Here is a 20370-nt window from a genome sequence, read left to right on the forward strand (position 1 = left end):
CCTCCCCTGGGGGCGCCCCTACGGGTAACGTTTCGCCCGTGCTGGGCTCGGCACTACCGCTTGCCCCCTCCCTTTGCCGCAGGCAAGGGGAGGGCTGGGGAGGGGTAAATTCCTGCCTCAGCGGTACGGCCCCGGCCCGCGCCACAGCAGTTCGCCATAGCGGTACACGTACATCACGATGACGAACTGGCGGGCATCACCTATGTCCTGCAACTCCGGCGAGCCGGCCTGCAGCATGCGGCACTTGCTGGAGCCGCGGCGCAGCGCGACTTCGGCCGGGCAGACCATCAGGTAGGTGGTGCCGGGCAGCGGAATCGACAGCTCCTTCTTGCCATCGACTTCCTTGGCCCCGTCCATCCAGGCGCGCAGCTTTTCCTCGCTGAGCAGGTCATAGATGATCTGGTAGCCGCCGACTTCCATCGCCGGCTCACCCGCGCTGCGGTCGACACGGCGGCCACTGTCATTGCCCTGGCCTGCCGTACGCCCGTAATCGTCCTGAGCGGTGGTCCGCTCCAGTGAACCGGGCGGACGCCCGGTCCAGGTCTGTGGCCGGCGCGGCACGGTTTCCGACGGGCTGGCTGCCGGTGGCGGTGCGGCCGGGGCCTGCTCCTGCGCCTGGGTTGGGGCTTGCTCCTGCTCCGGTTCGCTGGGCGGCTCGATGTAGCGCGCCTCCGGTACCGGTTTGCGCTCCTCGCTGCGCCGCTGGGTGGTGGGCTTGGGTTGCGCGCGGGTGGGCTTGTTGGGCTTGTCCTGCGGCGGCACCTTGCTTGGCTGCGTGGACGGCGGTGACTCGCCGAGGAAATCGACCTTGACCCGGCCGCCCCCCGAGGATCCCTGCGGTGAGGCCACCACCGGCGGATTGGAGTGCAGCAGGAGCAGCAGCATCAGCAGGTGCAGCAGCACGGTGATCAGCGCCGCGGCCCAGCGGTCGCGACGTTCATGCCAGAGCTTGAGAGTGAACCGCGTCGGGGAGGTGGAGGTGCTGGTCATGCCGCGTCAGGGGACTGGAAGTTGCTGCCCTCGTGCGGACGTCACGCCGAGCCACCGATAGGGAACCGGCATGGTAACGCCTGCGCCGGGCACACAACCGTGCCATCAGTGTTGCGGCCGGTTGCCCTCCGCGATTGAAGTGGGGCGGGCAAGGGTGACAAACCATGGGCACAGTTGCGCCATCGCGCTGCGACATCTGTATCGAAGGTAACCGTGGGCGGCTTCGGCCTGTGGCCGGGCTATGATGCGCCTCCCGTCGCGTCTATCTGGCGGGCCCCACACAACAATGGAAACAGCTGCATGCGCATCCTGCTTGCCCGCCACGGCGAAACGCCGTGGAACGCCGAAGGCCGCTATCAGGGCCAGATCGACATTCCCCTCTCACCGGTAGGTGAGGCCCAGGCCAAGGCCTTGGGCGAGCGGCTGGCCGATGTGCAGATCACCCGCGCCGTGGCCTCGCCGCTGAGCCGGGCGCAGGCCACCGCCAAGGCCGCGCTGGGCAGCGCACGGGAAAGCATGCTGCTGACCGAGCCGGACCTGCAGGAAATCGCCCACGGCGAATGGGAAGGTCTGCTTGCCAGCGAGATCGATGAAAAGGACCCCGCACGCCTGCGCGCCTGGCGCGAGGAACCCGACACCGTGCTGATGCCCGGCGGCGAATCGCTGCGACAGGTGCTGGACCGCAGCTGGCGCGGCCTGACCGCTGCCGCCGAAGGGCTGGGCGAAGACGACACCTTGCTGGTGGTCGCGCATGACGCGGTCAACCGGGTGATTCTGTGCCGCATCCTGGGTTTGCCGATCTCCAAGCTGTGGAGCTTCCGCCAGGCCCCGACCACGCTGAACCTGCTCGAAGGCCCGGACGTGGAGCATCTGGAAGTGGTGCGATTGAACGACTGCGCCCACCACACCCCGTTCTTCGGCGAAGCCAAGCACCGCGCGCTGTAATCGGACCACGTAGCCCGCTTCGGGTAGTGCCGAGCCATGCTCGGCTGAGGCTCTACCGGTGAAGCTCCTGCCGAGCATGGCTCGGCACTACATTTGGCATTGCCGGTGACGCCTCTGCCGAGCATGGCTCGGCACTACGCCCCCTCCCTTTCGCGCAGCGAAGGGGGTGAAGAAGGCCTGCTTGCGCGCCACTGGCGCGCGGCCTGATGAACGACCGAAGGCTGTGCCTTCGGGCCGGGCGGGCTGGGGAGGGGTGCTTTGGACAGCAAACGCAAAGCTCCAAGCAAAAGCCAACCCCCTCCCAACCTCCCCCTTGGCTTGGCCAAAGGGGAGGAGCAAAGCAGCTAGCCGCCTTGCCGCTATTGCTGCAAGACGATCAGAACGCGATCTGCGCCCACACACCGGCTTCGTGGCTTTCCTTGCGCGCCGTTGCGGTCTCCTGCACCACCTGCTTGCCCACTGCCGCCAGCCGCAGGTTCTTGTTCGGCTTCCATTCCACGCCAACCAGGTGGTACCTCTCCTTGTTGCGCGGGTCGATGTCCAGACTCATGCGGCTGTCCTCGTGCCGGGTGAACACCGCGTACTGCGGACTCAGCTGGTAGCTGCCCCACACCGACCAGCCGCGCTGATCGTCGCTGCCCGGCTTGACCACACGGGTCCAATCCTCCGCCTGGAAATACTGCGCGCCAATCCGGCCACGCTCGCCTACCCAGCTGGCCATCGCGTTCCAGCGCTGCGCGGTGTGCTCACGCGGCCGGTCGCCGGCATCCAATGCACGGGTCCCGCGATAGCCGCCCAGCGCGAGCTCAACGCCTTTGGCCGGCGCCCAACCAACCCGCGCCTCGATGTCCGGGCGATTGCCCAGACGCGGCTTCTGGTAGCCACCACCGGTGATCACCGAGGCGGCATAGGTGAAGTCGCCATGGGTGTATTGGCCATGCACGCCGTAATCCGCTGCAACGCCCATCTTGGTGCGGGTGATCAGCGCACCGTCAACATAACGGTAGCCATCCCGCGCCGATTCCTGCTGGATCCACGGCGTCGGCGCATTGCCGAAGCGCAGCCAGGTGCCCTTGCCGAAACTGCGCTGCAGGTAGGCGTGACGCAGCCATACATCGGTTGGGTCGCTATTGCGCAGCCACTGCACATCGGTGGTGACCTGCGCCGACCACTGCTGGTTGAAGCGATGATCCACGGTGATGAAAGTGCGCTTCAGGTCCATCGCCAGACCTTCATCAGCGCTGACCACGCCATCACGGTCGAGCTGGCTGGCATTGACGAAAATCTGCGCCGATACCTTGGTGGCCGGCGTGGCGTCCTGTGCCCAGGCCAAACCCGGCAGACACAGCGCGGCCAGCGCGGTGGCCAGTGCATTACGGGAAACAAACTGCATCACAACTCTCCTGATGCCAGCCTAAGCTGACGGTATGCGGTCAATCGCGTGTGTTCTTGAACTCTGTCGCTCGGCCAAGCAGCCGCCCTGCCTGAACTCTCCGGGGCGGGGGCGGTGGTGAAGCAATGACACTCCAGCGCCTCCTGCACGCCCATCACAGGCTTACGGCGGCTGCGCCTGCAGCGCCGATGGCGGGACCGGTTTGAGCAGGGATGCCGTTCCGAAGCAACATGGCGCTGCCATTGTTGAACGCGGCATCCCCCGATAGCGGCGGCAACCGGCATTCATTGAACGAATGTTTGTCATCCCGTCGATTTTTGCCATATGCGCTGGCGCTACGGCTACCGCCCGCAGCTGTTTTTGGGACTCATCCGACGGACTACCCGGCCCGGCACCCCGTACAGCAGGCTTCGCAAGCGTGTTCATATCCTTGGGCCTTTCCCGAATGAGGCCATTGTCGGCATCCGCCCGCAGCACAACCCTGATGAAAATCAATTCAGCAAGCATCGTCACCCAGCTCGCGCCGGCGCGCCTGCCATCTGTGCGCCATACCCCATAACCGCCGCCTCCGCGCCCCGCCCTGCAGTCCGCACGCAGCGGCTTTTGCACAGCCGCAACATTGCCTGGCGCACAATCACAGGTGCCCGTTCCCGCCGTTTCCACTGAAGACGGCCTCTACTGCCGCCCACTCCCGCGAGGTCTGCCATGTCTTACGTCGATGGTTTTCTGGCCGCCGTGCCACTGGCCAACAAGGCCAAGTTCATCCAGCACGCACACACCGCCGATGCGCTGTTCATCGAGTTCGGCGCGCTGCGCGTCACCGAGTGCTGGTCCGATGACGTGCCACATGGAACGCTGACCGACTTCTACCGCGCCGTGCAGGCCAAGGATGATGAGGCGGTGGTGTTTTCGTGGATAGAGTGGCCGGACAAGGCCACCCGCGATGCTGGCATGCGCCGGATGATGGAAGACCCGCGCATGGACCCGGCCACCAATCCCATGCCCTTCGATGGCAAGCGCCTGGTCTACGGTGGGTTCCTGCCGGTGGTGCATCTGGGCGAGTAAGCGCGCAGCCCGGCGCGTGGCGCGGGCAATGAAAAGGCCAGGACGCTGCCTGGCCTTGTCGTATCTGTTGTGGCTGCGCTCAGCCGTTGCTGCGCGCCATCTGCGGCGCCTGCAGCACTACCGTTTTCATCGAAAGGCATTCGGGGCATACCCGTTCCAGCACTTTGATCACCGGTGCGTAGACCGCCTTGCACTTGTTGCACTGGACGCGTCCAGCCATGTTGGCTTCCATAAGCCTCCCTCTTGTTGCATTCCAACGTCCCTATATGGCGTTGAAAGCCTGCATTTCAAGCGCTGAAGCTGAACCCGATGCGGCGCGGCACCGCATCGGGCAGATAACTTCGCCTTGTCAGCGCCCGCCGCCCAGCACCAACAACATAAGCAGCAGTACCAACACTGCGCCCAGCACCGCGAAGAAAATCTTCCATGCGCTGTAGGGGCGCTCACCGGCCAGTGCACCGGTATAGCCATTGGCCAATATCTGGAAGCTGCGCGAACCATAGGTGTAACTGACCAGCCACACCGGCACCAGGATGTGCTTGAAAGTGCGCTTGCTGTAAGTGGCCTGCACCTGCAGGTTGCGCTGGGTATCACCGGGCACCTGTTCGGAACACAGGTAGCGGGTCTGCGCCTGCATCTGCTCCTCACCAAGCTGCGCGGCCTGGCGCAGATCCACCTGGTAACGCTCCACCGTCCAGCCGCGCACGAACTCTGGCGAGTACGGCTTCAAATCGCTGGTGGTCGGGAACCGGCCGATCTTGTCCAACAGTTCCGGATGCACACCTACCGTTCCCGGCACCAGCTCATCGTCGAAGAAGTGCTGCAGCGAACCGGATGCAGGCTCCCAGCGTATCCGCCGTTCCTGCCGGGTCTGGCTGTTGCCCTTGGAATCGCGGTAGCTGACGCTGACGTAGTAGTAGTGCCCGGCCTCGGCAGTCCAGCGCGCGGCAACCTGCGCATCGAACGTCCAGTACGGCAGGTACATGCCCTTGAGCGTATCGGTCAGCGCAGCGCGCTTGAGCTTGCTCGGCGCAAACCAGCGCGTGCCATACCACTTGCGGATGATGTCGCGTACCTGGCCGTCGCTGATCTTGAACGGCAGCACGCTCTGCGGGGTGATCGCATCGCCCAGCGACTCGTGATCGATGATCGATGGCGAACCGCAGAACTCGCAGCGGTCGGCCACCTTGCCATCGACGAACACCGAGATTGCATGGCAGCTCTGGCATTGCACCTCGCGCGGCTGCGCGCCGTAGCCGCGTTGCTCGGCCGGGGTGGCGGCCATGCTCTGCAGCATGCCGACCACGCCGCCCTGCGGCTTCGGCGGCAACGGAGGCGGCAGCGCCGCCTCGTCCTGCAACCGCTTCAAGGCGGCCAGCAGATCCTGCTCGACCACACCACCACTGCCATCGCCCACGCCTGCGGCCGCCTCCGACAGCGGCACGATGGTGCCGCAGTAGGGACAGGCCAAGGCTTGCTTGGCGGCATTCCATTGCAGATCCCCGCCGCATTCCGGGCAGGGATGTTTGCCAACTGTTGCGTTGTTCATCAGCCGCGCAGGAACTCTTCAAGTGCGGAACGGGCAATACGGGTGGCATTGCCGATCTTGCGTGCCTTCAGGTCACCGGCGGCAATTGACGCCATCACGTCCTCGACCGATACCGACAAGGCCTGCGCGGCCTGTTCGGGGGTGAGCACGTCCAGCGCGACAGCATCACCGGCAGCAGGCAACGGCGGCGGTACCGCAGCACCCGGCACCACCGGCGCTCCGGTCTGCATGTTGCGCATCATTTCCTGGGCCATGCCAAAGCCCATCGCCATCTGTGCCGGCACTGCGGCAGCAGCAGCACCTTCGCCGCCCTCGCCCATGCCGTGGCCCATCTGGTATTTGACGTAGTCGTTGAGGTTGCCGATCACGCCCATGCTGGAACGCTTGTCGATGGCCTGCTCCACTTCCGGCGGTACCGACACGTTCTCCAGGATGAAGCTGGTGATCTCGATGCCGTACTTGCTGGTCATGGCCGGGTTGATGATCGGCAGCAGCGCCTCGCCCAACTCGGAGTAACGCGAAGCCACGTCCAGCGCCGGCACGCCGGCCTTGGCCAGCGCCTCGGTGAACACGCTGACGATGCGCGAACGCATGGTGTCGGCGAACTCGTCCAGACGGAAATTCTGGTCGGTACCGGCCACTTCCTTGAGGAACCTGGGCGGGTCGACGATGCGGAAATCGTAGGTGCCGAACGCGCGCAGGCGGACCACGCCGAAATCAGCATCACGCATCATCACCGGGTTGGACGTGCCCCATTTGTTGCCGGTGAACAGGCGCGTATTGAGGTAATAGACATCGCACTTGAACGGCGATTCAAAGCCGTACTTCCAGCCCAGGATGGTGGACAGCACCGGGATGTTCTGGGTGCTCAGCGTGTGCTTGCCCGGGCCGAACAGATCGGCGTACTGGCCGGCGGCGACGAACTGCACCATCTGCGACTCGCGCACGATCAGCTGCGCGCCATTCTTGATCTGGCGGTCCTCGTCGGGCCAACGGTAGGACAGCGTATCCCGCGAGTCATCGGTCCACTCGATGATCTCGATCAGTTCCTTCTTGATGAAGTCCAGAATGCTCATGCTCAATCCCCAGTCGACAAGACCGTGATTCTACGGCCGGATTGTTAACAACGCGCGTGACGCCATGCAGACATGACTGCGCGCAGCATAGGTACATCTTTTGTACCTGGGGGACGCCATGCGTTTTCTGACCCTGTTGTTGACGAGCCTGTTCGGGCTGGCCCTGGCCGTAGGTGGCAGCTGGCTGCTAGCCCTGCACGGCAGCCCGTTCTACCTGCTCAGCGGCCTGCTGCTGCTGATGGTTGCCTGGGGCCTGTGGCGCCACCGGCGCTGGCCTACCTGGCTGTACGCCGGTTGGCTGCTGGTGCTGCTGGCCTGGTCACTGTGGGAAGCGGGCCTGTACTGGTGGCCGCTGGCCACCCGCCTGGGCGTGCCGGTGCTGCTGGGCCTGCTGATGGCCTTGCCGGCCGCGCGCCGCTCCAGCCCGCGCGGCTATACCGGCCCGGCCGGTTGGCCGGTGCTGCTGGTCTCGCTGGCGGTGGCGGCGGTTGCCTTGGCGGGCATCCCGCGTCACCTGCACGAGATCGACGGAACCCTGCCGATGGACATCGTCAACGCCAACCCGGCGCTGGGCGACAGCCCGCAGCCGGACGGCGAATGGCAGGCCTACGGGCGCAGCGGCTACGGCCAGCGCTACTCGCCGCTGGCGCAGATCACCCCGGCCAATGTCGGCCAGCTGCAGCTGGCCTGGCAGATGCAGACCGGCGACGTGCGCCTGCCGCAGGACGTGGGTGAGACCACCTACGAGGTCACCCCACTGAAGATCGGCAACACGCTCTACCTGTGCACGCCGCACAGCCTGGCCTTCGCGCTGGATGCCGATACCGGCAAGGTGCTGTGGAAGTTCGACCCCGCCGCCGGCATGGAGCCACAGCGCCAGCACCAGACCTGCCGCGGGCTCTCGTACTACACCGAGCCCACCCCCGCCGCCGCAACAACGCCCGCCAGCACGGCGGCGACCGCTTCCACAGCCGCCGCGCCTGCACCGGCGGCCGTGCCCGCAGCGGGCCAGGCCTGCAGCAGCCGCGTGTTCCTGCCCAGCGCCGACGCCAAGCTGCACGCGCTGGATGCGCAGACCGGCCAGCACTGCACGGATTTCGGCAACAACGGCGTGCTCGACCTGCTGCACAACATGCCGTTCAAGCAGGCCGGTTATTACTACTCCACCTCGCCGCCGCTGGTGGCCGGCGGCAAGGTCATCGTCGCTGGCGCGGTCAATGACGACTATGCGATCAACTCGCCCTCGGGCGTGATCCGCGCCTATGACGTGCACAGCGGCCAGCTGCTGTGGAACTGGGACTCCGGCAACCCCACCCAGACCGCGCCGCTGGACCCGAACAATCCCAACCAGGTCTACACGCCCAGCTCGCCGAACAGCTGGTCGGTGGCCAGTGCCGACGAAGCACTGGGCCTGGCCTACTTCCCGATGGGCAACCGCACCCCCGACCAGCTCGGCATGTACCGCAGCCCGGCCGAGGAAACCTATGCCTCATCGGTGGTGGCGCTGGATATCGGCAGCGGCCAGGTGCGCTGGGTGCAGCAGTTCGTGCATCACGACCTGTGGGACATGGACACCCCGGCGCAACCGGTACTGCTCGACCTGGACCTGCCGCAGGGCCGCGTACCGGCGCTGGTGCAGCCGACCAAGCAGGGCGACATCTATGTGCTGGACCGCCGCGACGGCAAGCCACTGCTGCCGATCAGCGAGCGCACGGCGCCCCAGCACGTGGACATCCCCGGCCAGCACGCCGCCCCCACCCAACCCTCCTCCGCGTTGAGCTTTGAACCCAAGCCACTGCGCGAGGCCGACATGTGGGGCGCAAGCCTGATCGACCAGATGCTGTGCCGCATCCAGTTCCGGCAGCTGCGCTATGACGGCCGCTATACCCCACCAACACTGCAGGGCAGTCTCATCTACCCGGGCAACTTCGGCACCTTCAACTGGGGCAGCGTGGCGGTGGACCCGCAACGGCAGGTGATGTTCGGCATGCCGACCTACCTGGCCTTCGTGTCCAGGCTGGTGCCCAAGAACGAGACCGGCGGGCGCGCGATGAACAAGGGCGAGCACGGCCTCAACGAGAACAAGGGCGCTGACTACGCGGTGGAGATGACGCCTTTCATGTCACCGATCGGTGTGCCCTGCCATGTGCCACCGTGGGGCACGATCGCCGCCGCCGACCTGCGCACCGGCAAGATCGCCTACCAGCACCGCAATGGCACCATCCGCGACCTGTCACCGATCCCGTTGCCGATCCGCATTGGTGTGCCCGGTATCGGCGGACCGATGCTGACCTCCACCGGCGTGGCCTTCATGAGCGCGGCCACAGACGACAACTTCCGCGCCTACGATCTGGCCACCGGCAAGGTGCTGTGGGATGTGCGCATTCCTGCCGGCGGACAGGCAACGCCGATGACCTACCTCAACAGCCAGGGCGAGCAGATGGTGCTGCTGGTAGCTGGCGGGCACGGCTCGACCGGCACCAAGGCTGGCGATTATGTGCTGGCGTACAAGTTGAAGAAGTGAGGTCTTTAATGGCTGAAGCAGGGGCAGAAGCACCCCTCCCCAACCCTCCCCTTGCCTTCGGCAAAGGGAGGGAGCACAAGCAACAGCTTCAGCACCGCACGATCCGCCCCCTCCCTTGCGCAACGCGTAGGGGAGGGTTGGGGAGGGGTGCGTTTCGCCAGGAACTCAATCAGCCCAGATCAATCCGTGGCACGTCGTACCAGGCAGCATCCGGGAACCGTTTCATCACCCAGTCGCGGATGAAGCCGCGGCTGTCGGCTGCGATCAGCTCGTCAGTGCTGTCATCGCGGCTGTTCCAGGCCACGCCATGCAGGGCGATGCCACGCGCGGCGAGCGCCTCCAGCGACAGCAGGGTGTGATTGATGCTGCCCAGTCGCCCGGAGGTGACCAGCAGCACCGGCCATCCCTTTTCGGCCACGTAATCAATCGTCAGCAACTGCTCGGTCAACGGCACCATCAAACCTCCGGCACCTTCGATCAACACGGTCTCGTAGCGTTCGCATAAGCGCGCGGTGCCCGCTTCGATCGCGGCAAGATCCAGCGGTCGCTGCTCCAGCCGCGCCGACAGATGCGGCGATGCCGGGTAGGCGAACAACGCCGGCATGGTGGTGCCATCGCGGTCCTCGTCGAACAAACCCGTGCCCATGATCCGCCGGTGCAGCAGGATGTCGTCGGAGGCACCCACGCAACCGGTCTGCACCAGCTTCTGGGTGATCACGTTTTCACCCCGTGCCGCCCATTGCTGGGCCAGCCAACCGGTGACCACGGTCTTGCCGATCTCGGTATCGATGCCACTGACAAATACGATCCTGCCACTCATGCGCGCATATCCTCGTCCTGCAGGCTGGCCACGAGCGCAACCATGCCTGCGCACAGCTGTTGCAGCTGCGCATCGTCGATCACAAATGGCGGCATCACATAGACCAGTCGGCCGAATGGCCGGATCCAGATACCGTGTTCCAACATCCGCTGCTGGATGCGTTCCAGCCGCAGGCCAGCCTTCAATTCGATCACGCCGATCGCACCGAGCACACGTACATCGGCAACCTGCGGCAGCACGCGTGCGGGCGCCAGGCCCTGTTCAAGCTGGCCTTCAATCGCCGCTACCCTGCCCTGCCAATCCTGCGCCAACAGCAGCTGTACCGACGCCAATGCCACCGCACAGGCCAGCGGGTTGGCCATGAAGGTCGGGCCGTGCATGAACACGCCCGGTGCGGCGCTGGCGATCACATCGGCCACCTCGCGCGTGCACAGCGTGGCAGCCAGGGTCATGTAGCCGCCGGTCAACGCCTTGCCGATGCACAGGATGTCCGGGCTGATGCCGGCGTGCTCGCAACCGAACAGGCGGCCGCTGCGACCGAAGCCGGTAGCGATCTCGTCACAGATCAGCAAAACGTCGTGCGTGCGGCACAGTGCCACCAGCTCACGCAGATACTGCGGGTGATAGAAACGCATGCCACCGGCGCCCTGTACCACCGGTTCGATGATGAAGGCAGCCAGCTGATCGGCACGTTCGGCAAACAGCTGCGCGACCGGTGCGATGTCGGCAGGGTCCCAGTCGTCGCCGAAGCGGGTCTGCGGGGCGGGAACAAAACAACGCGACGGCAGCGACGCGCCGAACAGACCATGCATGCCGGTGACCGGATCGCAGACCGACATCGCGTTCCAGGTATCGCCGTGATAGCCCGAGCGGGTGGTGGCGATATTGCTTTTACCGGGTTTGCCGCGCGCCACCTGGTACTGCACCGCCATCTTCAACGCCACTTCCACCGACACCGAACCAGAGTCGGCGTAGAAGATCGCATCCAGCCCCTTGGGCACGATCTGCAGCAGCTGCTTGCCCAGGGCGATGGCCGGCTCGTGGGTGAGCCCACCAAACATCACGTGCGACATGCGCCCAAGCTGCTCGACCACAGCCTGGTTCAGCTGCGGGTGGTTGTAACCATGAATGGCGCACCACCATGAGGCCATGCCATCGATCAGCTGGGTGCCGTCGTCCAGCTGCAGCAGCACGCCGTCGGCGCGCGCTACCTTCAGCACCGGCACCGGGCTGCCGAGGGCGCTATAGGGGTGCCACAGGTGGTCACGGTCGAATTGATCAATCAGCATTGTCGGGTACATATCACGCCACGGCAGCGCGGCTTGCAGGGGGCGTACCTTACCGCTTGCGCGGCTGGCCTGCATGCATCAGCGGCAGCGGGTCGAACGGGCCGTCGCCAGCGTAGATGCCGTAATGCAGGTGCGGCGGTGTGCCGCGCGCATTGCCGCTGTCACCGACAAAGCCCAGCACATCGCCCGCCTGCACGATGCGCCCGTAGGCCAGCCCCGGCACCCAGTCCTGCAGATGCGCGTAGTAATGCCGTTGCCCGGCCGGCCCGATCACCCATACCTGGCGCCCACCCAGACCACTGTCGCGCACCGCCGCCGCCACGCCATCGGTAGCTGCGAGCACCGGCGTACCACGCTTGGCGAAGATATCGACGCCATGATGCTTGCGATCACGGCCGCGTGGCGCGCCGAAGGTATCGGCGATCTGGCGCGGTTTGATGCCCTGCACCGGCACGGCAATGGCCGTTGGCGCCGGCAGGCGGGAGAGCTTCCAGCTTTCGCGGGCGACCACGCTGAAGGGCTGCTGCCATAGCCAGTTGCCGGCCAATGACAGTACTACCAGCAATAGGAGCAAGCCTGTCGCGCGTAATGGCGTGATGCGTGGGGAAGAAGTCAAAGTGCACCTGATGAAGGTCTGCTGGATGCCAAAAGCTAGCAGGTGGTTGTGGCGAATTTCCACAACATTTTCATTACCGGAATTCGGCGGTTAGCACTTCAAATTCGCTTCACATTGGGCGCATATAGCGCACACGCAACGCAGCTAGATTGTGCACCTCCGAACCCATCGCACATGCATCCCGCACGTGGACATTCTCTACTTCATCACCCGTACACCGGCGATTCCCGCAGCGATGTATCTGCTGCTATTGACTTGTGCATGGTGCTTCAGTCGATTGCTTTTCGATGCCATTTCAATCCTGGGGCTCATAGCATTGCTGATGGCCTTCCTGGCGAGTAGCGGTGAAGCATCAATGATCATCGCGCTCATCGCGGTCGTCCAGCTAATGCTGAGTTTCGCTGGCGGCAGGCTGCAATGTGGCAGCGGTGTGAATGGTGGTGCTCATGCACTGTCGGATCGTGGTTGATGGGGTAGCTCAATGCTGCGAGCTTCGCGGCTTATGCCGCTCCCACAAAAGGCGGGGCAATGCACCGTTGTAGGAGCGACGTCAGTCGCGAAGCTCGTGCATCTTCAGATCGCAGGCAATTTGGCCAATCATTGACGCCAGCTTCGCGGCTTATGCCGCTCCTACAAAAGGTGGGGCAATGAACTGTTGTAGGAGCGACGTCAGTCGCGAAGCTCATACATCTTCAGATCACAGATAAGTTGATCGTTCATTTATGTCAGCTTCGCGGCTTACGCCGCTCCCACAGCCACAGCACTGACGGCCATCAGAACGATGCCTGCACGGCAGCTTCCCAGCGGGTGCCTGCGGCGTTGTCGCCAAACAGTTCCCGCGCATGCTGATCGGTGAAATGCCCACTCAGGCGCAGCTCCACCGGGGCAGCCACCGACCAAATCGCACTGAGTTGGCCGTGTGCGTAGCCACCGCCCGCCGCATCCTGCAGCTGGTACCAACCAGCAGCGGCTTCAAGCCGCAGTTGCGGCGACACCGGCACACGTACCCCGAGCTGGCTGTACAAGCCGTCCTGCGTAGTTCCCAGCGCCTGCGGTGACCAGCCCAGCGACAGCCAATAGTTGTCCTTCCAGGTCAGCGTGGTGTTGAGCTCGGTCCAGTTGAGGTCGACCGTGGTGGCGGGGTAGCGGTAGTGCAGCAGGTTGGCGTCCAGCGTCCACGCACCAGCCAGCTTGCCGTTCCAGCCGACGATGAAGTCCAGCTCGCTGCTGGCATGCGTTTCCGGCGCGAACTCGACGCTGGAACCGGAGACAGCGGCGTACGCCCCATAGGCGCCGGCCAACCGAAAGCCTGCCTGTATTGCAGCATCGCCCTGGCTCTGGCTGGAGCCGCGCCATACGTAATCACTGGTCAGTACGGCGCTGCCGCTGGTGTCGATGGCCAATGCATCGGCACTGGCGGCGAGGGCAACAAGGGTGGCGAGACACAACGAAGCACGGCGGGTTTCCATGGGCTTTCCGAAGGCGGCCACGCGAGCTGCGCGGCGATGCGGAATTGTTCCCGCCGCACACATAAACCGGCGATGGCGGCAGACCCGTATCTGCATCAAATCTGCGTAAAACCGCTGTACCGCTGCCCAGGATCAGTCCTGCACGATGAATACCTGGCGGGTGCCTCCCGCCGGCATCGGCTCAGCGAATGCCGGTTTGATCTCCATCGGCACCCAATCGCTTTCACAGCGGGTGAACTGCCATTGACTTGGTTTGAAGCGCGCTGCCGCGCCATCGGGCTCGCCGATGAGGAATTCAGCCTGGATGTCGTAATCGATCAGCGGCGCATTGAACCAGACATTCTCCCCGGCCTTGCAATCGATGAACGCACGCGAGCTATCCAGCACCCAATCCCCGCTCTCCGGGTCGGGGTGATAGACCGGGCTGATGCGCTGATCAGCGGCCAGCCGCATGCGCCCGGGCGTCATTTCCAGCGCGCTTACCCACAGGCCGGCCAGCTGCACCGGCGCGGGGAACTGCAGCGCATCCAAACCACGCAATCCCAGCGCACGTTGCGGCTCGCCGTTATCGAATACATCGCGGCGGTTGACCAGGCTGCCCTTGGGAGCCGTGAAATCGCCATATTGAAAGTCACGCTCGAGTACGAACTGCGCACGACTCGCCCGTTGCCAGGCCTCGATATCGAACTCGCGCTTGAACTGCAGCAGCTTGTAGCCCAGCACACCCACCCACGCCGCCACCAGCACTACGAAGATGGTGCTGATCCGCGTCTTCCAGTTGAAGAAGGCGCGCCAGCCGCCTTCGCCGTGGCGAAGGAAGTACAGCACCTGCACAAACAGGCCAATTGCGACCGCTGCACCTACCAGCGGCAGCACCCACACCAGCAACAGGAACGGCCACGAGATCAACGGTCCAAAAATCATCACGCAAACAACTAAACCAAGACCGCCGCATGGTAACGCTTCAGCAACCGCGCGCATGCGATGCCGGCATGAGGACCAAACAAATCCGCATCAGTCAACGGCCATTGCCCTCATCTGGACTCATATGCGCAGCGCGAAACCCGGCAGAATAGTGTCCCCTGCACCCATCTATCGCCATGAAGTACAGCCATACGCCCCTGCATACCCTGCGCAGCTGGTTGAGCATCGAACGCAACCAGACCAGCCACGGTGAGAAGTTGATCTCGGCGCTGGGCGCGTTGCTGGGCATCAGCGTGGTGTACCAGATCACCCATTGGTGCTTCCCCGGCGGTTTCAACCATGCGGGCGGCGCGATCCTGCTGGCGTCGATGGGGGCAAGCGCGGTGCTGGTGTTCGCGGTGCCACACGGCGCGTTGTCGCAGCCGTGGGCGGTGATTGCCGGCCATCTGGTGTCGGCGTTCATTGGCGTCAGCTGCCAATTGATGTTTCCCGAACAGGCCTGGACCGGCGCCCTGGCCGTTGGCCTGGCAGTCGGCGCGATGCACTATCTGCGCTGCATCCACCCGCCCGGCGGCGCCACCGCACTTGCCGCAGTGATTGGTGGCAGCGACGTGCATGCGCTCGGCTACCACTACCTGCTCACGCCGGTGGCGATCAATGTCGCCGCCATCCTGCTCGCGGGGGTCGCGTTCAACGCCTGCTTCGCCTGGCGGCGTTACCCGGTGCATCTGCACCGGCTGCGGCAGCAGACCGCCGTTGTGCCCTCCTCACAGCGCCGCGTGGACCTGACCCAGGAAGACTTCCATGCCGCCATCGGCCAGCTCAACTCCTTCGTCGACATCACCGATGAAAACCTGACCGAGCTGCTGGAGCTGGCCAAGCAGCATGCCGAACGCGATGCACTGCATCCGGACCAGATCGAAGCCGGCCACTGCTACAGCAATGGCCGCCTGGGCCGCGCCTGGAGCGTGCGCCGGGTATCGGTAACACCGGCGTTGTCGGGGCCGGCCGCCGATCGCCTGGTGTACGCCGTGGTAGCCGGCGATGGCATCGGTGATATCGGCCATGCCACCGCCGCCGAGCTGCGCCAATGGGCGCGTTTCGAGGTGACACTGCGCCCAGGCGGACGCTGGGCCAAGCTGGGCAACGATTGAAGCAGATGGCCGCAGACGCCTGGCAAAGGCGGCGATTGCTCACAGTCGTCGCTCATCCGCAAGCCCATTCGACCACGCTGAAAATCCGCCGATTGCTCTGATTTCCAGCTGTTTTTCAAGTCTTACAACACGCGCATAACGGCGGATAATCAACCGCCCCACCCCTCGCTTCTTCCCTCCCATGAGCATTCTGCGACCGCGCAGCATGCCGTTGGTGCTGGCCGCGCTTTGCGCGACCGGACCGCTCGGCATCGATATGTACCTGCCCAGCATTCCCACGATGGCCAACGACTTCGGCACCAGCGCCGGCGCCATCCAGTTCAGCCTGATGACCTTCTTCCTCGGCCTGATGCTGGGCCAACTGGCCTATGGCCCGCTCTCCGACAAATTCGGGCGCAAGCCGCTTATCCATGTAGGCCTGGCGATCTTCAGCCTGGGCTCGGTGGGATGCGCGCTGGCCGGCAGCATCGAGCAACTCCACTGGCTGCGCTTCGTGCAGGGCCTGGGTGGCTCGATCGGCATGGTCATCGCATTTGCCATCATCAAGGATGCCTTCAGTGGCGCGGCGATGGGAAAACTGATGTCGATGGTGTTGGCGGTACTGGGACTGTGCCCGGTGCTTGCGCCGCTGGCCGGCAACGCGTTGCAGTCACTGGAATCGTGGCGGCTGATTTTCTGGGCGCTGGCCGCCTGGGGCGTGCTGGTCGCCATCGTGGTCGCCGTGCTGCTACAGGAAACACGCAGCGTTCAAGCACGTGCCGGCTTTGCGCTTGGGCGTACGGCGCACACCTACCTGCAGATCCTGCGCGACAAACGTTTCCTGCCGTTTGCAATGGCGCTGTGCATTGCCCAGGCAGGCTTCTTTGCCTATATCGCCGGGTCTTCCACGGTGTTCATCCGCTACTACCAGTTGTCGCCATTGCAGTTCAGCCTGCTGTTCGCACTCAATGCCGCCGGGCTGGTGGTCGCCGCCATCCTCAATCCACGCCTGCACGCACGCATGGGGGCGTTGAAGACATATCGCATCGTCACCCTTACCTACTTCGGCGTGTTGGCCACGCTGTTGCTGGCGATGCTGGCCGGCATCAACGCCCTGCCGCTGCTGTGCACCGGCTTGTTCATCACGGTGGCATTGCTCGGTTTGCTGATGCCGACCGGCAGCCAACTGGCATTGATGCAACAAGGCCAGCATGCAGGGACGGCCTCTGCGCTGCTGGGCGCCTTGCAGTTCGGTGCCGGTGCCTTGATTACCGCCGTGTCCGGTTCCCTGGCCCATCTGGGCGGAATAGGCCTGGTGACGGTGATGGCCGCATGCGCGGCGCTGTCAGCGGCCATCTGCCTGCTGCTGTTTCCACGCCGCATCGAGGCCTGAGCCGGTACTCGGACGCGCCCTTGGCAGGCTCACCAAGGGCGCCGCACAAGGCTTTCCGGCTGCGCGTGCTCACAGCCTCGGCAATTTCAGCAGAGCCCGCAGCGGCGTGTTGGGTACGCCAAGCCGGATCAGTATCGACTACCGATAACACTGACCTTACCCGCAGCAAGCGGCGCTCAATCGCGGTCGGGGGCGCCCAGTGGGAACAGATGGCGGTAGCTGCGTGCCTCGTTCACCGCACGCGCGAAGGAAGGGCGTCGCAGCAGGCGTTGGCGGTAGTCCAGCAGCAACGGGTAATCGTCGCTGATACGCTGCACCCAGTCGGCATAGAACAGCGCCGGCGCGGCTGCGCAATCGGCCAGCGAGAACACATCGCCGCAGGCCCATGTGCGGCCCGGCAGCTGGCTTTCCAACCAGGCATAGGCCAACTCCAGCTTCTGCACGGCAAACGCGCGCGCCTCTTCGCGCTTGCCATCGTCGCCAGTCATGGCACCGGCCACCGCATGCTGCACCGGGCTCATCACGTGCAGGTCGAAGAATCGGTCATGGAAGCGCACATCCAGTGCGGCCATTGGCAGCTCGGGCAGCAATCGCACTGGGCCGGGATGCTTGAGCTGCAGGTATTCGATGATGACGCTGGTTTCCACCACGCTGTGGTCACCATCAACCAGCAACGGAAACTTGCCCAGCGGCCAACGCTGCAGCCATTGCCCGATGTGCTCGGGGGTGTCCGGGCCCAACAAGCGGAACTCGAAGCCGATGGCGTTCTCGTACAGCGCAATCAGCGCCTTCTGCGTATACGAGGAGAACGGGTGACCATAGAGCAGCAGCGACATGGCGAGACCTCCGTGACTACAGCAGCGTGACAACGATGATGCATTGGCGACGGATGAACATCACACACCGACGAGCTTGAAAAGCTCAACCACTTCCACCGCGATCCGGCGTCACAGCAGGGCAATCGTTGGCCGCAGGCTGGCCGCTGAAACGCTCGGCAATCCAGGCAATGGCCTGATCGGCGGAGGCAATAGCGGTCGTTGCATGGCCGGTATCCGGCAGGCGCAGGTAACGCGCAACAACGCCGCGCTGGCAGCTGTTTGCGTAGAACGCCTGTGTCACCGGCGTGGCCACAAGGCCATCAGCGTCGGATTGCACCAGTAGCAGCGGTGGCGAACCCGCCGCCAATGCGGTGATCGAATTACGTGCCATCAAGCTGTCCCAGGGCGCACGCCCCGCCAGGTCCAGGCTGCCCAGGCGCGCACGCAGGCGCAGCAGCCGCAGCAGGGCGGCGGCAGAGAACGGATCGCCTTCGCAGCCACGCGTGGCGCGCTCGATCACACCTTGCGTGGCCTTGTTGGCAATGGTGGACAGATCAGCGCCGTAGACCCTGGACCAGCTGCGTGCGGTGAACGCCGTCAACAGCCCGCGCACGGTGGCGTCGGCGCGTTGCATGTTCGCGGCCAGGTCGGTGGGGGGCGATACCGCGACCACACCCTGCAGTTGCAGTTCCGGCGCATACGAACGCGCCCGTTGTGCGGTGAACAGCGCCGCGTGCCCGCCCTGCGAATGCCCCCACACCGCGAACTGGCGACCGGCAGCGGCTGCGGCGAATCCACTTGCTGCCCGCACCGAGTCCAATACCGCCGCTGCAGTGGCGTCACCGGCCAGATAGGCATGCGGCCCACGCGTGCCCAGCCCGGGATAATCGCTGGCCACCACCACCCAGCCCCGCGCCAGCATCTGCGCAAGGCCCGGAATCTGATCCAGCGTGCGGATGGGCGTACAAGCCGAATCAATGCCCACCGTGCCATGCGCCCAGGCGACGATCTCGCGCCCGCCCGCCGGCGCCACGCCATCCGGCGCGATCAACACGCCGGTGGATTGGGTGCGATCACCATCAACATCGGTGGTTTCGTAACGGATGCGCCAAGCCTTGGCCCCTGCCGGTGCGCCGCCGACCGGTTTGGCCTCCAGCAGCTTGCCTGGCGCCGCAAGCACCGGCGCACTGGCCACAAACGGCCACATGAGCAACAACAGCCAGCGCATCATCGTGATCTTCATGCGTTCCAGTCCCTGGGCACCCGGTGCGCTGATGCTAGCTCAAACCGGCAACGATCACGGTGCGTGCGAGCGACGCAAGCCGCCAAGCCAGGCGCCCCTGCAAACCACGTGCACCAACCGTAATCGGGTGCACCCACTTCGCAGCGGGCACCGTCCCCACCGCCGACTTGCCTCATGGCTGCCATAAGATAATCTCGCGCCGCTGCGATGGTTGCCGCCCTTACAATCGGCCGCATCCTGGGTCAACGGCGTTGGAACATGCGCAAGCACCATCTCGCAATCGGCTTGGCGGTGCTCGCCGGGTGCACGCATGGCGGCGCCACCATCACGCACATCAGCGGGATAGCGCCATTGAGCGGCGACGTGGTCGCCGCAGTGGACACACGCCAGTTCGAAACCGGCAGTTTCCTCGCCGATGACGGCGTGGTGATCCCCTATCGACTATTGCGGCCGGCACAGCTGCGCGCGGGTGAACGCTATCCCTTGGTCATCCAGTTGCATGGTTCCGGCGGCATCGGCACTGACAACAGCAGCCAGCTTGATCGGCTGGCGCGGAGCTGGGCCATGCCGCAGATCCGACAGCGGTATCCAGCCTACGTCCTGGTACCGCAGTTCCCGATCAGAAGCGCCAACTACGGCCCGGCAACACCCGATCAATCCGCGCAGGCCTCACCGGTACTGGCTGCCGCACTGAAGCTTGCGCGCAGCATTGCCGCCGACAATCCAGTCGATCACCGCCGCATCTACGCGCTGGGGTTCTCGATGGGCGGATCAGCCACCTGGCTGGCGCCGACGCTGCAGCCTGAGCTGCTGGCCGCCATCGTACCCATCTCCGGCATCGCCCCGGCCAATACACAGGCCGACGCCTTCAGGAATCTGCCGGTGCTGGCCATCCACGGCAGTGCCGACGAAGAAAACCCCATCACTTCCGACCGACGCTTTGTCGCAGCCGTGCATGCAGCCGGTGGCAGACAGATCCAGCTCCGGGAATATGCCGGGCTGGCGCATTCGCCACCGGCCGACATCTACCCGGGCAACGAATGGCGCGACTGGTTGTTCCAACAACATCGTTGAGCGCCGCGATTATGGGAGCAACATAGGCGGCCAAACCACGTGAAACGGC

At 64.7% G+C, this 20370-nt stretch carries 19 protein-coding genes; 7 read left to right on the forward strand and 12 right to left on the reverse strand.

Annotated elements, in window-relative coordinates; translation table 11 throughout:
- Positions 1 to 117 precede the first annotated feature (117 nt).
- Positions 118 to 990, reverse strand: coding sequence for a type II toxin-antitoxin system RelE/ParE family toxin (locus ABE493_RS12260; protein ID WP_346499194.1), 873 nt, complete (start codon positions 988 to 990; stop codon positions 118 to 120).
- A gap of 300 nt (positions 991 to 1290) precedes the next feature.
- On the opposite strand from ABE493_RS12260, the gene ABE493_RS12265 reads away from it, so the two are divergent.
- A complete protein-coding gene (locus ABE493_RS12265) occupies positions 1291 to 1935 on the forward strand; it encodes a histidine phosphatase family protein (RefSeq protein WP_303749072.1) in 645 nt (214 codons plus the stop codon).
- A 376-nt stretch (positions 1936 to 2311) separates the two neighbouring features.
- On the opposite strand, the gene ABE493_RS12270 is transcribed toward ABE493_RS12265, so the two are convergent.
- Positions 2312 to 3328: a hypothetical protein gene (locus ABE493_RS12270; RefSeq protein ID WP_346499195.1), complete on the reverse strand. Its 1017-nt coding sequence runs from the start codon at positions 3326 to 3328 to the stop codon at positions 2312 to 2314.
- Between the two features lie 705 nt (positions 3329 to 4033).
- Between ABE493_RS12270 and ABE493_RS12275 the strand changes: the two genes are divergently transcribed.
- Entirely contained in the window at positions 4034 to 4393 is a 360-nt protein-coding gene (locus ABE493_RS12275; protein WP_346499196.1) for a DUF1428 domain-containing protein, read from the forward strand.
- Positions 4394 to 4472: 79 nt separating this feature from the next.
- Here ABE493_RS12275 and ABE493_RS12280 read toward each other — a convergent pair whose 3' ends face one another.
- From ABE493_RS12280 to ABE493_RS12290, 3 genes are all read right to left on the reverse strand, one after another.
- Positions 4473 to 4613 (reverse strand): hypothetical protein, encoded by a 141-nt coding sequence (locus ABE493_RS12280; protein WP_346499197.1) that lies wholly within the window; start codon positions 4611 to 4613, stop codon positions 4473 to 4475.
- Between the two features lie 129 nt (positions 4614 to 4742).
- A complete protein-coding gene (locus ABE493_RS12285; RefSeq protein ID WP_346499198.1) occupies positions 4743 to 5942 on the reverse strand; it encodes a hypothetical protein in 1200 nt (399 codons plus the stop codon).
- Positions 5942 to 7018 carry an SPFH and helix-turn-helix domain-containing protein gene (locus tag ABE493_RS12290; RefSeq protein ID WP_346499199.1) on the reverse strand — a complete coding sequence of 359 codons (1077 nt, stop codon included), beginning with the start codon at positions 7016 to 7018 and terminating at the stop codon, positions 5942 to 5944. Before ABE493_RS12290 ends, ABE493_RS12285 begins: the two co-directional genes overlap by 1 nt.
- Positions 7019 to 7136: 118 nt before the next feature.
- Between ABE493_RS12290 and ABE493_RS12295 the strand changes: the two genes are divergently transcribed.
- Complete coding sequence (locus ABE493_RS12295) at positions 7137 to 9542, forward strand: membrane-bound PQQ-dependent dehydrogenase, glucose/quinate/shikimate family (RefSeq protein WP_346499200.1); 2406 nt, start codon at positions 7137 to 7139, stop codon at positions 9540 to 9542.
- 169 nt (positions 9543 to 9711) lie between these two features.
- On the opposite strand, the gene bioD is transcribed toward ABE493_RS12295, so the two are convergent.
- The 3 genes from bioD to ABE493_RS12310 are packed head-to-tail and all read right to left on the reverse strand — an operon-like array spanning position 9712 to position 12279.
- A complete protein-coding gene (bioD, locus tag ABE493_RS12300) occupies positions 9712 to 10362 on the reverse strand; it encodes a dethiobiotin synthase (RefSeq protein WP_346499201.1) in 651 nt (216 codons plus the stop codon).
- Positions 10359 to 11651 carry an adenosylmethionine--8-amino-7-oxononanoate transaminase gene (bioA, locus tag ABE493_RS12305; RefSeq protein WP_346499202.1) on the reverse strand — a complete coding sequence of 431 codons (1293 nt, stop codon included), beginning with the start codon at positions 11649 to 11651 and terminating at the stop codon, positions 10359 to 10361. Before bioA ends, bioD begins: the two co-directional genes overlap by 4 nt.
- A 49-nt stretch (positions 11652 to 11700) precedes the next feature.
- Positions 11701 to 12279 carry a M23 family metallopeptidase gene (locus tag ABE493_RS12310; RefSeq protein WP_430980769.1) on the reverse strand — a complete coding sequence of 193 codons (579 nt, stop codon included), beginning with the start codon at positions 12277 to 12279 and terminating at the stop codon, positions 11701 to 11703.
- A 175-nt stretch (positions 12280 to 12454) separates the two neighbouring features.
- On the opposite strand from ABE493_RS12310, the gene ABE493_RS12315 reads away from it, so the two are divergent.
- Positions 12455 to 12736 carry a hypothetical protein gene (locus tag ABE493_RS12315; protein ID WP_346499204.1) on the forward strand — a complete coding sequence of 94 codons (282 nt, stop codon included), beginning with the start codon at positions 12455 to 12457 and terminating at the stop codon, positions 12734 to 12736.
- A 304-nt stretch (positions 12737 to 13040) separates the two neighbouring features.
- Here ABE493_RS12315 and ABE493_RS12320 read toward each other — a convergent pair whose 3' ends face one another.
- Entirely contained in the window at positions 13041 to 13736 is a 696-nt protein-coding gene (locus ABE493_RS12320; RefSeq protein WP_346499205.1) for a TorF family putative porin, read from the reverse strand.
- Positions 13737 to 13868: 132 nt separating this feature from the next.
- Positions 13869 to 14660 carry a hypothetical protein gene (locus ABE493_RS12325; RefSeq protein WP_346499206.1) on the reverse strand — a complete coding sequence of 264 codons (792 nt, stop codon included), beginning with the start codon at positions 14658 to 14660 and terminating at the stop codon, positions 13869 to 13871.
- Positions 14661 to 14836: 176 nt separating this feature from the next.
- On the opposite strand from ABE493_RS12325, the gene ABE493_RS12330 reads away from it, so the two are divergent.
- Both ABE493_RS12330 and ABE493_RS12335 read left to right on the forward strand, forming a co-directional pair.
- Positions 14837 to 15814 (forward strand): HPP family protein, encoded by a 978-nt coding sequence (locus tag ABE493_RS12330; RefSeq protein WP_346499207.1) that lies wholly within the window; start codon positions 14837 to 14839, stop codon positions 15812 to 15814.
- A gap of 181 nt (positions 15815 to 15995) precedes the next feature.
- Complete coding sequence (locus ABE493_RS12335; protein ID WP_346499208.1) at positions 15996 to 17186, forward strand: multidrug effflux MFS transporter; 1191 nt, start codon at positions 15996 to 15998, stop codon at positions 17184 to 17186.
- Positions 17187 to 17362: 176 nt separating this feature from the next.
- On the opposite strand, the gene ABE493_RS12340 is transcribed toward ABE493_RS12335, so the two are convergent.
- A complete protein-coding gene (locus ABE493_RS12340) occupies positions 17363 to 18022 on the reverse strand; it encodes a glutathione S-transferase family protein (RefSeq protein WP_346499209.1) in 660 nt (219 codons plus the stop codon).
- Between the two features lie 85 nt (positions 18023 to 18107).
- Complete coding sequence (locus ABE493_RS12345; protein ID WP_346499210.1) at positions 18108 to 19247, reverse strand: alpha/beta fold hydrolase; 1140 nt, start codon at positions 19245 to 19247, stop codon at positions 18108 to 18110.
- A gap of 258 nt (positions 19248 to 19505) precedes the next feature.
- Between ABE493_RS12345 and ABE493_RS12350 the strand changes: the two genes are divergently transcribed.
- Entirely contained in the window at positions 19506 to 20321 is an 816-nt protein-coding gene (locus tag ABE493_RS12350) for a dienelactone hydrolase family protein (protein ID WP_346499211.1), read from the forward strand.
- Positions 20322 to 20370 lie beyond the last annotated feature (49 nt).

Source organism: Stenotrophomonas terrae (genome assembly GCF_039674165.1).
GTDB classification, from domain to species: Bacteria; Pseudomonadota; Gammaproteobacteria; order Xanthomonadales; family Xanthomonadaceae; genus Stenotrophomonas; species Stenotrophomonas terrae_A.

Excerpts from the sequence above, each read along its gene's own strand:
- ABE493_RS12340 (WP_346499209.1), bottom strand. The coding sequence starts at position 18,022 with ATGTCGCTGCTGCTCTATGGTCACCCGTTCTCCTCGTATACGCAGAAG.
- bioA (WP_346499202.1), bottom strand. The coding sequence starts at position 11,651 with ATGCTGATTGATCAATTCGACCGTGACCACCTGTGGCACCCCTATAGC.
- ABE493_RS12265 (WP_303749072.1), top strand. The coding sequence starts at position 1,291 with ATGCGCATCCTGCTTGCCCGCCACGGCGAAACGCCGTGGAACGCCGAA.
- ABE493_RS12295 (WP_346499200.1), top strand. The coding sequence starts at position 7,137 with ATGCGTTTTCTGACCCTGTTGTTGACGAGCCTGTTCGGGCTGGCCCTG.
- ABE493_RS12325 (WP_346499206.1), bottom strand. The coding sequence starts at position 14,660 with ATGATTTTTGGACCGTTGATCTCGTGGCCGTTCCTGTTGCTGGTGTGG.
- ABE493_RS12330 (WP_346499207.1), top strand. The coding sequence starts at position 14,837 with ATGAAGTACAGCCATACGCCCCTGCATACCCTGCGCAGCTGGTTGAGC.
- ABE493_RS12290 (WP_346499199.1), bottom strand. The coding sequence starts at position 7,018 with ATGAGCATTCTGGACTTCATCAAGAAGGAACTGATCGAGATCATCGAG.
- ABE493_RS12335 (WP_346499208.1), top strand. The coding sequence starts at position 15,996 with ATGAGCATTCTGCGACCGCGCAGCATGCCGTTGGTGCTGGCCGCGCTT.
- ABE493_RS12320 (WP_346499205.1), bottom strand. The coding sequence starts at position 13,736 with ATGGAAACCCGCCGTGCTTCGTTGTGTCTCGCCACCCTTGTTGCCCTC.
- ABE493_RS12275 (WP_346499196.1), top strand. The coding sequence starts at position 4,034 with ATGTCTTACGTCGATGGTTTTCTGGCCGCCGTGCCACTGGCCAACAAG.
- ABE493_RS12270 (WP_346499195.1), bottom strand. The coding sequence starts at position 3,328 with ATGCAGTTTGTTTCCCGTAATGCACTGGCCACCGCGCTGGCCGCGCTG.
- ABE493_RS12280 (WP_346499197.1), bottom strand. The coding sequence starts at position 4,613 with ATGGCTGGACGCGTCCAGTGCAACAAGTGCAAGGCGGTCTACGCACCG.
- ABE493_RS12260 (WP_346499194.1), bottom strand. The coding sequence starts at position 990 with ATGACCAGCACCTCCACCTCCCCGACGCGGTTCACTCTCAAGCTCTGG.
- bioD (WP_346499201.1), bottom strand. The coding sequence starts at position 10,362 with ATGAGTGGCAGGATCGTATTTGTCAGTGGCATCGATACCGAGATCGGC.
- ABE493_RS12345 (WP_346499210.1), bottom strand. The coding sequence starts at position 19,247 with ATGAAGATCACGATGATGCGCTGGCTGTTGTTGCTCATGTGGCCGTTT.
- ABE493_RS12350 (WP_346499211.1), top strand. The coding sequence starts at position 19,506 with ATGCGCAAGCACCATCTCGCAATCGGCTTGGCGGTGCTCGCCGGGTGC.
- ABE493_RS12285 (WP_346499198.1), bottom strand. The coding sequence starts at position 5,942 with ATGAACAACGCAACAGTTGGCAAACATCCCTGCCCGGAATGCGGCGGG.